Here is a 13,084-nt window from a genome sequence, read left to right on the forward strand (position 1 = left end):
TTCAGCAATATCCAACAAAAATTTCATGAAAACTCATTTTTAATGTTACAAATATATCTTTTGTGTGACATTAATGTAACAAAAAATTTGACGGAATTGTGAACTTCCATGAATAGAAGGGGTAAAAAGAGGAGGATTTTTCTTGACAGTAGCGAAGATATATAAAAAAACGTTCTGCTATAAACAGAACGTCCTTCTCTATTAGCTTATTTTTTTGCTGCGAGCCATTCGGCAACAGCCGAGGCTTCTTCACCTTTTAACGCTCCTGGCGGCATGATTCCTTTGCCTTCCTCAATAGTCGTTTCAATATCTTCTTTTGATAGTTTGGCTCCTACTTTATCGAGAGCAGGACCTGCTGCACCTTTCAGATCTTGCCCGTGACATTGTGAGCATTTTTGATTGTAAAGCTTTTCAGCATCCCCGGCACTGGCTGTTGTTTCTTCGCCTTCGTTTGTTGCTTTGTCATCGGCAGCTTCATCGCCGCCTCCACAGGCAGCTAACACAAGAGCAGTACCCATCATTAAAGCGAGCAACTTCTTTTTCATAATATCCCCCCGAGATAAAAATGGCATAATACAGTTACATTATATCAATCTCAAGCCCGTTTGAAACCCTCACCCAATACCTCAGCAGCATCCATAACAATGACAAATGCAGTCGGATCAATGCTTTTTACTAGTTGTTTCAATTTTGTGAACTCGGTTTGATCCACGACACACATTAAGATTGGCCTCTCATGGTCGGTGTAGCCGCCATATGCTGATAGTTTTGTCACACCCCGGTCTATTTTAATCAAAACGGCTTCACGTACTTCTTCCTGCTTGTTCGTGATAATCATCGCCATCTTGGATCGACCGAAGCCTACTTGAACAAAGTCAATCGTTTTACTCGTTACATATAGCCCTATTAAAGCATATAAACCTCTTTCGATATCAAATACGGCCGCGGCCGACAAAACGATTAAACCGTCAATCAGGGCAACACTTCTTCCAAGCGAAAAGCCCGTATACTTGGTGATAATTTGCGCAGCTAAATCCGTTCCGCCTGTTGATGCTTTTCCGCGAAATACAATCCCGAGGCCAAGTCCTGCACCAATGCCGCCGAACAAAGAGCCAAGCAAAGGATCGTTGGTCCATGGTTCCAGATCGTTTGATAAAAACACGACAAACGGCAGGAAAATGGTACCGGCAAGCGTTTTTGCCCCAAATTGCTTGCCAAGAAGGATTAATCCGGCAACAAAGAGCGGAATATTAAAAGCCCATTGAACATAAGCCGGCTCCCACCCGAACACAGCATCAAGAATCGTGCTGATCCCGCTCACACCGCCCGATGCGACCCGGTTCGGCAACAAGAACACATTAAAGGCGATTGCCACAATAGCTGAGCCTGCCAAAACATAGAAATACTCCAGTATCCTCGCTACTAAAGGATGATTTGTATATGCAGTGCGTTTTCGCTTCATTCCAGATGTTCTCCTTTAAATTCACACTTTCTTTCGACCGAAAGCGAGTATAGCACGAAGAAGATTTCGTGTAAATGGCGCTGTATTGCCGCTTTAAAGGGGGAAATTCTCATTCATCTATATAACTTGAATTATTGAATTACCGGCTTTGCTATTTTAGAAATAGAGACCTCTTCCATCAATTATTAATTTTTTTCTTGATTATATTCAATAGCTCACTTCTTTGTATTTACTATAAGTTGTGGCCTTCATGAATCCTATGAAGACCTCTTTTTCTATTTTTCAGATGAGTTGTGTCCTTCATCTGCCCTATGAAGACCTCTTTTCCTATTTTTTGGTTGAGCTTTGTCCTTCATCTGCCCTATGAAGACCTCTTTTCCTATTTTTTGGTTGAGCTTTGTCCTTCATCTGCCCTATGAAGACCTCTTTTCCTATTTCTCGACCGAGTTTTGTCCTTCATCAGCCATAACAGCAGCCGCTCTCTTAAGCCGATCTATCTAGAGATAGTTGGAAAATGTTAAATTCAAGTTATATAGAACAATACAAAAAAGCCTCTGCCAGAATTCCGGCAAAGGCTTTCTCTTTTAGTTTAACCGTGATCGCAAGTAGGCATTTATGAATACATCCAGTTCACCGTCCATGACGGCCTGGATATTGCCGACTTCCGTGTTTGTCCGGTGGTCTTTTACCATTGAATAAGGATGGAAGACGTAGGAGCGGATTTGGCTTCCCCAGCCAATCTCCTTTTGTTCGCCGCGGATTTCGGCAAGCTCTTGTTCCTGTTCTTCAATCTTGCGCTGGTATAATTTTGCCTTGAGCATTTTCATCGCCTGTTCGCGGTTCTTGATCTGCGAACGCTCTGTTTGGCAAGTAACGACAACCCCGGTTGGCAGATGGGTAATCCGCACGGCAGAATCGGTTGTATTGATATGCTGGCCGCCGGCACCGCTCGCCCTGTAAGTGTCGATTTTCAAATCTTCGGTACGAATATCGATTTCAATCTCGTCATTGAATTCAGGCATCACTTCACAGGAAACGAACGAAGTATGGCGCCGCCCCGATGAGTCAAATGGAGAAATCCTGACAAGCCGGTGCACGCCTTTTTCCGCTTTCAAATAACCATATGCGTTATGCCCTTTGATCGCAAGCGTGACACTTTTGATCCCCGCCTCATCGCCAGGAAGATAATCAAGGGTTTCGACTTTAAAGCCTTTCTTCTCAGCCCAGCGCGTATACATGCGCAGCAGCATTGAACCCCAGTCCTGAGATTCGGTTCCGCCTGCGCCCGGATGAAGTTCAAGAATGGCATTGTTTTTATCGTACTCCTCGCTTAGTAAAAGCTGGAGCTCAAAGTCGTTTAAACGGTCTCTTAACTCCTTCATTTCAGAGGCAAGCTCATTCTGAAGCTCCTCATCAGGTTCTTCACGAACAAGCTCATAGGTAAGCTCCAAGTTTTCATACGTTTCATTAAGGCTTTTAAATTCATTGACAAGCTCTTTTAATGCGTTTCCTTCATTAATAATGGTCTGGGCTTTTTGCTGATCATCCCAGAAACCAGGCTGCAGCATGATCTCATCAAGTTCTGCTATTCTGGCCTCTTTATTTTCAAGGTCAAAGAGACCCCCTGAAGTCCGCTAATTTCTTAGCTGTCTTTTCTAATTCATTGCGAATATCCGCTAATTCCATATCGGTCACCTCTAATAGTTTTTTATTATTATATCGTCGGAGGCACTGTAAAGATACTCCGGCAGGAAAAAGAGGGCCGGCAGAGCTTGCCTGGCCCCCTTCTATGCTTATTATTGTATTGGCTTATCCGTTAACTCCGTGGCAATTCTTATACTTTTTGCCGCTTCCGCAGTAGCATGGGTCATTGCGGCCAAGATGAACTTGTTTGACAACCGGCTTTTTCTTAACCTTTTCCCCATCCTCTTTTGGATTTACCGCATGGCCTTTGGCTACTTCCTGGCGCTCAAGGTTATTGCGGATTTCCGCTTTCATGATGTATTTTGCAACATCTTCTTCGATTGACTCAATCATGCTTTCAAACATGGCAAAGCCTTCGTGCTGGTATTCGCGAAGCGGATCCGTTTGTCCATACGCCCGCAGGTGAATACCCTGGCGGAGCTGGTCCATCGCGTCAATATGATCCATCCATTTTGAGTCAACGGCACGCAGGACGATAACTTTCTCAAATTCACGCATTTGCTCATTATCGAGGATAGATTCTTTTTCATCGTAGCGGTCTTTTACTTTTGCAAAAATCAACCCGGTTATTTCTTCAGGCTCTTTGCCGCGCAAATCATCGATTGTAACGTCGCCTTCATTTAGGAGGTTTCCGTTGACATAGTCAATAATGCCCTGCAGATCCCATTGTTCCGGATCTTCATTTCCTGGCGTATGGGCTTCAACATGGCGGGAAAGCACGCCATGAATCATATTTTCAACAATCTCGCGCAGGTTTTCAGACTCCAAAACCTCGTTGCGCTGTTTGTAGATAATTTCGCGCTGCTGGCGCAGAACATCATCATACTGAAGGAGCTGCTTGCGGGCATCAAAGTTATTGCCTTCAACGCGTTTTTGCGCTGACTCGACGGCTTTGGAAACCATTTTACTTTGGATTGGCTGGGAATCATCCATGCCAAGGCGGGTCATCATTACTTTCATATTGTCAGAGCCGAAGCGGCGCATCAGCTCATCCTCCATCGAAAGATAGAACTGGGTCACCCCCGGGTCTCCCTGACGGCCTGAACGACCGCGGAGCTGGTTATCAATCCGGCGGCTCTCATGCCGTTCCGTACCGACAACGGCCAAACCGCCGAGGTCTGTTACACCTTCACCAAGCTTAATATCTGTACCGCGGCCGGCCATGTTTGTTGCGATTGTTACGGCGCCACGTTCACCGGCATTCGCAATGATTTCGGCTTCACGGCTATGATTTTTCGCATTGAGCACATTGTGGCGGACGCCTTTTTTTGATAAAAGCTTGGAAATTAATTCAGATGTTTCAATCGCCACTGTACCAACGAGAACGGGCTGGCCTTTTTCGTGGCGCTCGGCAATATCCTCAACGACAGCCCTGAATTTGCCTTCCATGGAAGCATAAATAAGGTCCGGGCGGTCATCACGAATGATCGGCCTGTTCGTTGGGATCGCAATAACATTCATATTGTAAATATTCCGGAATTCTTCTTCTTCTGTTTTCGCCGTACCGGTCATCCCGGAAAGCTTTTCATACATACGGAAATAATTCTGGAATGTAATGGTAGCCAGGGTCATGCTTTCATTTTGCACTTCAAGGCCTTCCTTCGCCTCGATTGCCTGGTGGAGGCCATCGCTGTAACGGCGTCCTTTCATTAAGCGGCCGGTAAATTGGTCAACAATCACAATTTCGCCGTCCTGCACCACATAATCGACATCCCGATGCATGCTGGCATGCGCTTTAAGCGCCTGGCTGATGTGGTGGTTTAAAGAGACATGGGAAATATCAAACAGGTTATCGATGCCAAACGCCTTCTCGGCTTTCGTCATCCCTTCCTCTGTCAACTGTACACTCTTCGTCTTTTCATCATAAGTGTAATCATCGTCTTTATTTAACGTCCGGACAAACGCGTTCGCCTGAATATAAAGCTGGGTGGACTTTTGCGCAGTTCCTGAAATGATCAACGGTGTCCGCGCTTCATCGATTAAAATTGAGTCAACCTCGTCAATAACCGCAAAGTGAAGCGGGCGCTGAACCTTTTGATGCTTATAAAGCACCATGTTATCACGCAAGTAATCAAACCCGAATTCATTATTCGTACCATACGTAATATCAGCTGAATATGCCGCTTGCTTTTCTTCCTTCGAAAGGCCGTTCAAATTCAGGCCGACAGTGAGGCCAAGAAATTCGTAAAGACGTCCCATTTCGGTCGCATCACGGCTGGCCAGGTATTCGTTAACGGTAACAACGTGAACGCCTTTACCGGTAATCGCATTTAAATAAACGGGCATGGTCGCTGTTAACGTTTTACCTTCACCGGTTTTCATTTCGGCAATATTGCCGTCATGGAGAGCAGCTGCCCCCATTAGCTGAACATGGTAAGGATACAGGCCGAGCACACGCTTCGCTGCTTCACGGACCACCGCGAATGCTTCCGGAAGTAACTCCTCAAGCGTCTCGCCGTTTTGGTAGCGGGATTTAAACTCCTCCGTTTTCTCACGAATATTTTCATCCGATAATTTTTCAATATCCTGAGCGAGGCTGTCTATTTCATCAGCCAGCTTTGACAGGCGTTTTAAATCGCGTTTATTTTGATCAAATACTTTATTTAAAATTCCAAGCATGATAAACGCTCCTTTTTATAATCAAATATGAGAGGCCTTAATTGCCTCACTTATGAAATAACAACATAATAAAGAGAACACTAAAAAAAGATTCGCTTTTTTACCGCTGAATCCTTCCAAACCTTTTTAATATATTCCTTATTAATACTACCACTTTCGCTATGTAGTGACAACTCATCGCAACTAGGAGGCTTTTTCCAAATAGCAAGAACCGTTATACCGGTAAGTAAAACAACAGCTGCATTATGCTGCAGCTGCTGCTTTAAAATCACTTCTGTTTTTTCATGTAATCCAGCACATCCAAATCGATATGGCCCTGCTCCTGTTCGCGCGCCTCAAAATTTTCAGTGCGGATGTATTTAGTCAGAGCGCTGAACAAATCTTCATCGACCAACGGGTTTGATTGTACATAGCCATGCCGTGTCAACTCCTGTTCAACGGCTGTTCTTACTTCACCGTCAATCGGAACAATCTTATCCGGTCTTGAAGGAGCAAAATAAAGCTGGTGAAGCTGGTAAATCCGGATCAGCTCTTTAATCGGTTCCGAATGGTCATCAACGCGCAGGTCAATATAGCGGTCGTTGAATCGTCCATATCCTTCTTGTTCTTTAACAACGAGAAGCGCAGCGGACTGCTGGCCGCGGCTGTCTCCACCTGCTTGCTGGCCGGCCTGAAGTGCAGCAAGCAGCTTTTCTGCCAGGCTTCCTTTTGTTTTCGTAAAAATGATCGCCATTTCCTGGACGGTCCTTTGATCGACAAGGATATTTCCTTGGACGGTAAAATGCCTGCCGGTGATTCCGCCAGCCCATTTGTAGCAGCCATCACCGGTAAAAGTGGCCGGATTCCCGTTCGCATCGATAAGTCCTACCTGGCGCAGCTCCCGGTCCGGATCTTCCTCAGTCATCTTTTTAAGAGTCTCTTCCGCTGACATCCCTTGCTCCATCAGGCTCAAAGCTTTTGGACCGTAAGCTGTATTGGCGTAAGCCTGGGTCGCAACTGCACCGACTCCGGCTTTTGCCCACGGGACAACTGCGCCTACAGCGAGGAACTTGGATTGAACAGCGATTCCCCATTCTTTTTCTTCCGGATCATAACCAACAATCGAAAATGTCAAACTGATAACCTCCCTGAATTGTTTATGGATTAATACCTACTTCTTCATAATATTGAAAGGATTACTAATCCATTCCCTTTTTTCAGACAAGTTAAAAGTTTTCTAGCTTGCTACGTTGATATTTATTTTTAATCCGCGTATTTAACAATTGGATGCAAGCTGTTATGACAACACAAGCGCCCCATACACAAGTGCTCCGCCAATGACATAGGCAGGGTGGACCTTGAATTTTTCCATTAACAAAAAGCTGATCGTGCCGATTACTATCGTTTGCAAAGCACCGACACTTTCATACGAAGAAAACAGGAAATCATACGTCATAACGCCGAGCAAAACGGCAATAATTGGCCGGATTACCGTCGTCATCCGCTTGACCCTTGGCGATTCTTTATATTTCATCAACAGGCCGAGCAGGGAAATCATCAAAATGAGCGATGGGGCAACCGTAGCAAAGACACCAACGACAGCGCCAAGAATCCCGCCCTGTTCGTAACCAATATAGCCGGCCATTTTCGTGGCAATCGGGCCGGGCAATGAATTGCCCAACGCCAGAACTTCACTGAATTCATTAACCGTCAACCATTCATATCGGTCCACCACTTCATTTTCAATGAGTGGAATGGAAGCCGGCCCTCCACCATAGCCAAGGATACCGGGCAAAAAAAAGGCGAGGAATATTTGAAAATAAATCATGATGTACTTTTCTCCTTTTCTGCCACACCCTGCTTAGCTGCATCCTTTTTAAACAACGCTCCCAGTAAAAGAACCAAAATGATGAATGCGGGATGGACCCCGAGCATTTCAATTAAGAACAGGCCCGCCAGGACAAAAATAATGGTCCAAACCAAGCCGAGTGCCGACTTTCTGGACTTATTGAAAAAGTCCCAGGTTAATGTTGCGAGCATCACGGCGACGACAGGGACAACGGCTGCCGCCATGCCGGTCACCCACGGTTCATCTTTATAGGCATTGAGAACATTGAGCAACAGGATCATTAACACAATCGTCGGCACCATTGTCGCAACAAGCGCGTTAAGCATTCCGGTGTAGCCGCCGACACGGTAGCCGATATAACCAGCCATCTTCGTGGCAATCGGGCCGGGGAGAGCATTACCAAGCGCGAGTACATCGCCAAATTCATCAGAATCCATCCATTTGTATTTCTCAACCACTTCTTTATGCACGAGCGGGATCGACGAGGGACCGCCCCCGTATCCAAGAATCCCGACCCGGAAAAAAGCTAAAAAAATATGCAGCTGTTTCAATTCAATCACCCGTTTCATCCTTTTACGAATAACGCCCAAGTGTCCGGACGTTCCCACATAGTTCAATTATAAAAAAAATACAAAATATTTAGAAGCACGAAGAAAAAAATAGTTTGATAACCCTGGTTGCATCAAATAAAGCCGCGTAAAGAAAAACAGCCCTGAAAAATCAGGACTGCTTTCGGCAACCATGTTATTGGGCTTCAATCAAGCCATAACGGCCGTCTTTTCGTTTGTAAACAACGTTTGTCAGGTTTGTTTCGGCATTTGTAAATACGTAAAAGTTGTGGCCGAGCATGTTCATTTGCAGAATCGCTTCTTCACTGTCCATCGGCTTCAGTTCAAAGCTCTTTTGGCGGACAACCTCGAGGTCGTTATCCTCCTCAACCGGTACAGCACCTGCATCATTATCAGTTGTAAACATTTCGTTTAAGCCGCCTTTTTCTCGAAACTTGCGGTTAACCTTTGTTTTATGCTTACGAATTTGCCGTTCCAATTTATCGGTAATCAAATCGATTGCCGCATACATATCATCATGAACTTCCTCCGCCCGCAGCACTAAATTCGGCATCGGAATGGTGACTTCCACTTTTGATCTTCCATCATTATAAGTTTTTAAGTTTACATAAACATTTGCATCAGGAGTTTCAGCAAAATAGCGTTCCAACTTAGCAATCTTTTTCTCTACATAATCTTTAATTGCTGGAGTTACCTCAATGTTTTCACCACGAATGTTATAATTCATAAGTGAGCTCCTCCTTTTTATTGTCCAATTGCGGTTTAGCAGACCGTATCAAACCTGCTTTCCCCTCACCTCACAAATGTTAAGGCTATGTAAATACATTTCTATTTTACCCCGGAAAACTCCTGCAAAAACAGCGAAATATTTTGAAAAGTTTTGTCGAATTTTCGTCTTAAAATCAAACAAAAAACATACTTCTTTATTGACACTGTCGTTTAAGAAAAATAATTCAAAAGCATGCTCTGTTCATTCATCAGATCGGCAGCCGATAAATTTAGAAAACCCCACAACCGTGGGGTCAACATTTATTTTTTCTTATCAAAGTAATAGCCGTCTTGAGCTGGGGGCTGGTAATATTGATGGTATCCTTTAAAAGCATCCTTGCCCTTTTTAGCCTGTAAAATGTCCTTCTGAATGGCATTTTTCATGAGCGTGATCTTCTGGATAATTTCTTGGCTCTTCTTATTAATTTGATAAAGCTGTTCCTTTTCTTCGTCCGAGAAGGATTTGTCTTTCATCTTAATCAAAAGTTCTTCACGCAGTTCCAAAAGCTTATTAAATTCCTCGATAATCCTATCCCGGTCATCGGCCTTTTCTTCTTGAAGAATATGTTCCATTTTATCAGTCAGCTCAATCAAAGAAAGAATCTGATTCATTATGCCTGTCCGCTCGTACTAAATTGCCTTTTTCGATTGATTGCAATAACTTCTTTCCATGTATCACGAAACTCAACGACCAGTCCTTCAACTTCTTCAAGAATGGACCTGTCATTTTTAATATTGGCTTCTATTAATCTGCGGTTTATATATTCGTACAGTCTTTTCATATCCTTTGCCACAGAATAATCCAAATTAAGGGTAACAATTAATTCGGTCACGATATTTTGTGCTTTTGAGATATTAGTATTCTTTGCCTCTATGTTCTTGTCATCAATAGCTTTCTTTGCTAAATGAATAAATTTGATGCATCCATTATAAAGCATCAATGTTAATTCACCAGGAGAAGCTGTTAAAACAGAATTTTGCTGGTATGTTTCATAGCGGTTGTGTACCATTTAGATGATTCCTCCCAATTTTACCGTTCATGCCATTGATAAATTTATTTGCCCATCATCATACCCGTAATATAGTTGCTTTGCTCATTCATTTTGCTCAGTGCAGTTTCCATAGCCGTGAATTGTTTCCAATAGCGGTCTTCAATTCTTGCCAGCCGATCTTCCCAGGAAATCATTTGTTGACTAATATCAGAAAGAGATTTACCAATAACGCTAATATCCAAATTAGGACTTGTTTCTGGCCGGCCTGCTTTTTTATTTAACTGATCCAAAGTTTTATTGACTTTTTCATACACTCTTGATGCAATCCCGTCTACAGCGGTAAATAAAGTTGCTACTTCATCGGGACTGTTGGCAATGGCAGCTTTTAATTTCTCCTCATCAATTTCAAGTTTGCCGTCGAGCGACATATAAGGAGTTTTAATCCCAAGCTCTGACAGCAGCTTGATCTGTCCATCAGGAATCCCTGCTACAGGAGTATACATGCTGCTTCTAAGACTGGTTAATGTATCCCTTAAAATCTGGTCGTTGTATAGTAGACCCTTCTTGGCCTTTTCATCCCACTTTTCCGCTTCCTTTTCTGACAGTGTCTCCCTCTGTTCATCAGTCAAAGGTGGGGTATCCCGGTCTCTTGGCTCTTTTATTTTTTTGTTAAAGCTGTCAATGATCGAATTATAATTTTCAACAAATTCTTTAATATTATTGAAAATCGCTTCTGTATCCGATTCGATGGAAACGGTAGTGGAAACGAGGGGATCTGCTTTTAATAAAGTTAAATCAACACCATAAACACTGACTTTATTAGATTTCAAATTGGTTATGTTCGTGCCATCAAATGTAATATTGCCGTATTTACCAGCTACATTTGCTGCTACCACCGCCGTACCGTTTGATTGTACTGCTGCTCCTCCATTAGCAATTAGAGCCGCCAGATTGGTAGAACCATTAGCGGATGCATCAGTCAAAACAATTTTTTGGTCTCCTCCCATGTCCTTTGAAGAGAGGACAAATCTAGAGGTGGTTTCATCAAAGGATGCACGCAAACCCAATGACACGCCGGATGAATTATCTGTTGCCGAACTGATTTTACTTGCAATCGCAGCAAAAGTATCATTCTCATTAATCGTAATCGTTGCTTCACCATTTAGGCTGGCGACTTTGAAAGTAGCTGTCTGCCCGGCTGCTATGATTGTATCCGTGGACTTTGCGTTTGTCCCACTTAAATTAACGATCGCGTTAGTAGTCTTTAATTTTGCAACCTCTGCCAAACTATTAATGGTCAAAGTGTAGGTACCCGCCACAGCATTACTTTTTGCGGCAGCTGATGCTCTTGAAGGGTCTGCAGAAGTGGCCTTATATCCGTTAAATGCTGATGAAAATCGTAACTTGTCAGCTTTTGACCTGAATGTGCTAAGCTCCAAATTGACATCCCTGTATGCATCACGCTGCCATTGCAGCCATTCCTTCGTTTGGAAAAGCTTATCTAAAGGCATTCGTTCTGCTGTCATTAAGTCTCTAATAATGGAAGTTGTATCAAGTCCTGATGCAAATCCCGTAATTCTCATTTGATTCGAAACCAAAGCCCTTCACCTCCGCTTAAATTTTACTATCTACAAATAAACCCAAATATTCTTTCATGGAAGCATACATATCCAGTAACTTCTTCGGTGGAATTTCCTTTACTGTTTCCTTCGTTTCGTCATTAATCAGCGTCACATAGTATTTCTCCAGCTTTTCGTGATAAACATATTTTAGTGAAGTTTGTGCGTTATTTAAAAAGCTGTTTAAATCCTTAACGACTTTTTCCAATTCTTCTTTTTTAATAGTGTGTTCTATCATCTTCTCAGACTGCTGTTCTAAGCTGTTAGATTTTTTCTCTCGAGAATGGGATGTCACTGGATTTTTATGTTCAACAGGTTTTTCTACTATTGATAATTTGGAAATTGAATCAACAGAGCCCATCGTAAATCCTCCTAAAATTTTATCTACCTATTACATCGGTTATTTTCAGGAAACTTTTACAATAATTATTATTATAGCCTGGATAATCTATTAACCGCTGGTTGATAACCGAACTGTGCTGAATACTCATAGTAGAATTTAGCTTTTTGCTCTTGTTTAAACATTTCGTAATAGACGGCAAGATTATAAGCTGCTAAAAAATTGCCGGTTCCGATAACAATTTCTCTTGCTCCTTGTTCTCCAAGTGAAAGACAGTTTAAATAAGATTCTTCTATTCTTGGCAAATAACTTATATTAGTGTTAATATCACTCAGAACAAAGTTCATAAAAAAAATACCTGAGACAAAATGGAAATCCGGCAGATAGAGGAGCTCACTTTTCACTTCATTAATGACTGCAAATGCACGAGTAAAATCTTTTGTATCTATTAAAGTGTACAGATAATTGACAGCCAAATCACCAAAGTAGCTATCATCTTTATTAGCAAAAAAATAGCTCTTACTAAAATAATCCTTTGCTTCGATAACTCGATTTACGGCTTTATATTGTCTTGCTATTTGATAAAGAATATAAGGGTTTTCTGGAAACGATAATAGCTCCAATTCCAACAAGTGCAGGTTTCTTTTAGATTTATCCGTTTGATAATATCCAGAATGGTAAATTTCAATAGGAAGGTCTATTCTTGGTAAATCTGAGTGAATTTGTTCATGAATCCTGCCTTTGTAACTTACTCCTCTTGGAATCAAGCGGGAGATATACGCTTGGGATTCCTTTACTTCGTTATTTTGAACAAATTTACTCTTGATATTGATTCTTCCAATAAAGGTACCGGAATAAAGAAGTGAGTTTATCTGATCTACATCCCAATCAATTACCTGCTCATCCGCATCCAAAACAAGATTCCAATCAGACTTCGACTGAGCTAAAGCGTAATTGCGGGCTTCTGAAAAGTCGTTATTCCATTCAAAATCATATACGTTCGCACCAATATCACTTGCAATCTCTTTTGTTTTGTCATTTGATCCCGTATCAACGACAATTAATTCATCAACCAACTCTTTTATGCTATTTAAACAGGAGAAAAGATTATTTTCTTCATTCTTGGCAATCATCACTAAGGAGATACTCATCTTCATTCCTCCTTCAAAAATAGGTTAGGGGC

Annotated in this window: 13 protein-coding genes; all 13 read right to left on the minus strand. The window is 42.4% G+C overall.

Features of this window, described 5'->3' with window-relative positions; genetic code table 11:
• Nucleotides 1–206 precede the first annotated feature (206 nt).
• Nucleotides 207–545 carry a cytochrome c551 gene (gene cccB, locus CU633_RS06820; RefSeq protein WP_101658971.1) on the minus strand — a complete coding sequence of 113 codons (339 nt, stop codon included), beginning with the start codon at nt 543–545 and terminating at the stop codon, nt 207–209.
• A 50-nt stretch (nt 546–595) separates the two neighbouring features.
• Nucleotides 596–1,462: a YitT family protein gene (locus CU633_RS06825; RefSeq protein ID WP_101658972.1), complete on the minus strand. Its 867-nt coding sequence runs from the start codon at nt 1,460–1,462 to the stop codon at nt 596–598.
• Nucleotides 1,463–2,046: 584 nt separating this feature from the next.
• Nucleotides 2,047–3,148 (minus strand): peptide chain release factor 2 gene (gene prfB / locus CU633_RS06830; RefSeq protein ID WP_101658973.1). Its coding sequence is split into 2 segments (ribosomal slippage): nt 2,047–3,075 and nt 3,077–3,148, totalling 1,101 coding nucleotides; the frame shifts between segments, so codons are not numbered across the junction.
• A gap of 123 nt (nt 3,149–3,271) precedes the next feature.
• Nucleotides 3,272–5,785, minus strand: coding sequence for a preprotein translocase subunit SecA (gene secA / locus CU633_RS06835; RefSeq protein ID WP_101658974.1), 2,514 nt, complete (start codon nt 5,783–5,785; stop codon nt 3,272–3,274).
• Between the two features lie 268 nt (nt 5,786–6,053).
• Nucleotides 6,054–6,899: a DUF1028 domain-containing protein gene (locus tag CU633_RS06845; protein ID WP_101658976.1), complete on the minus strand. Its 846-nt coding sequence runs from the start codon at nt 6,897–6,899 to the stop codon at nt 6,054–6,056.
• Nucleotides 6,900–7,061: 162 nt separating this feature from the next.
• Complete coding sequence (locus CU633_RS06850; protein WP_101658977.1) at nt 7,062–7,592, minus strand: chromate transporter; 531 nt, start codon at nt 7,590–7,592, stop codon at nt 7,062–7,064.
• Nucleotides 7,589–8,164, minus strand: a complete 576-nt coding sequence (locus tag CU633_RS06855; protein ID WP_101659020.1) for a chromate transporter — start codon at nt 8,162–8,164, stop codon at nt 7,589–7,591. The genes CU633_RS06850 and CU633_RS06855 overlap by 4 nt, the downstream gene beginning before the upstream one ends.
• A gap of 193 nt (nt 8,165–8,357) precedes the next feature.
• A complete protein-coding gene (gene hpf, locus CU633_RS06860) occupies nt 8,358–8,909 on the minus strand; it encodes a ribosome hibernation-promoting factor, HPF/YfiA family (RefSeq protein ID WP_101658978.1) in 552 nt (183 codons plus the stop codon).
• A gap of 302 nt (nt 8,910–9,211) precedes the next feature.
• The gene (locus tag CU633_RS06865) at nt 9,212–9,562 is read right to left on the minus strand and encodes a hypothetical protein (protein ID WP_101658979.1); all 351 of its coding nucleotides are present in this window, start codon (nt 9,560–9,562) and stop codon (nt 9,212–9,214) included.
• Nucleotides 9,562–9,960, minus strand: coding sequence for a flagellar export chaperone FliS (gene fliS, locus CU633_RS06870; protein ID WP_101658980.1), 399 nt, complete (start codon nt 9,958–9,960; stop codon nt 9,562–9,564). The genes CU633_RS06865 and fliS overlap by 1 nt, the downstream gene beginning before the upstream one ends.
• A 44-nt stretch (nt 9,961–10,004) precedes the next feature.
• A complete protein-coding gene (gene fliD / locus CU633_RS06875; RefSeq protein ID WP_101658981.1) occupies nt 10,005–11,540 on the minus strand; it encodes a flagellar filament capping protein FliD in 1,536 nt (511 codons plus the stop codon).
• A 16-nt stretch (nt 11,541–11,556) separates the two neighbouring features.
• The gene (gene flaG / locus CU633_RS06880) at nt 11,557–11,922 is read right to left on the minus strand and encodes a flagellar protein FlaG (protein ID WP_101658982.1); all 366 of its coding nucleotides are present in this window, start codon (nt 11,920–11,922) and stop codon (nt 11,557–11,559) included.
• 71 nt (nt 11,923–11,993) lie between these two features.
• Nucleotides 11,994–13,052 (minus strand): glycosyltransferase family 2 protein, encoded by a 1,059-nt coding sequence (locus CU633_RS06885; RefSeq protein WP_180954902.1) that lies wholly within the window; start codon nt 13,050–13,052, stop codon nt 11,994–11,996.
• Between the last annotated feature and the right edge of the window lie 32 nt (nt 13,053–13,084).

The sequence above is a fragment of the Bacillus sp. V3-13 genome, assembly GCF_002860165.1.
GTDB lineage: Bacteria > Bacillota > Bacilli > Bacillales > Cytobacillaceae > Bacillus_BJ.

Excerpts from the sequence above, each read along its gene's own strand:
- flaG (WP_101658982.1), bottom strand. The coding sequence starts at position 11,922 with ATGGGCTCTGTTGATTCAATTTCCAAATTATCAATAGTAGAAAAACCT.
- CU633_RS06885 (WP_180954902.1), bottom strand. The coding sequence starts at position 13,052 with ATGAGTATCTCCTTAGTGATGATTGCCAAGAATGAAGAAAATAATCTT.
- hpf (WP_101658978.1), bottom strand. The coding sequence starts at position 8,909 with ATGAATTATAACATTCGTGGTGAAAACATTGAGGTAACTCCAGCAATT.
- CU633_RS06850 (WP_101658977.1), bottom strand. The coding sequence starts at position 7,592 with ATGATTTATTTTCAAATATTCCTCGCCTTTTTTTTGCCCGGTATCCTT.
- CU633_RS06865 (WP_101658979.1), bottom strand. The coding sequence starts at position 9,562 with ATGAATCAGATTCTTTCTTTGATTGAGCTGACTGATAAAATGGAACAT.
- fliS (WP_101658980.1), bottom strand. The coding sequence starts at position 9,960 with ATGGTACACAACCGCTATGAAACATACCAGCAAAATTCTGTTTTAACA.
- CU633_RS06825 (WP_101658972.1), bottom strand. The coding sequence starts at position 1,462 with ATGAAGCGAAAACGCACTGCATATACAAATCATCCTTTAGTAGCGAGG.
- secA (WP_101658974.1), bottom strand. The coding sequence starts at position 5,785 with ATGCTTGGAATTTTAAATAAAGTATTTGATCAAAATAAACGCGATTTA.
- cccB (WP_101658971.1), bottom strand. The coding sequence starts at position 545 with ATGAAAAAGAAGTTGCTCGCTTTAATGATGGGTACTGCTCTTGTGTTA.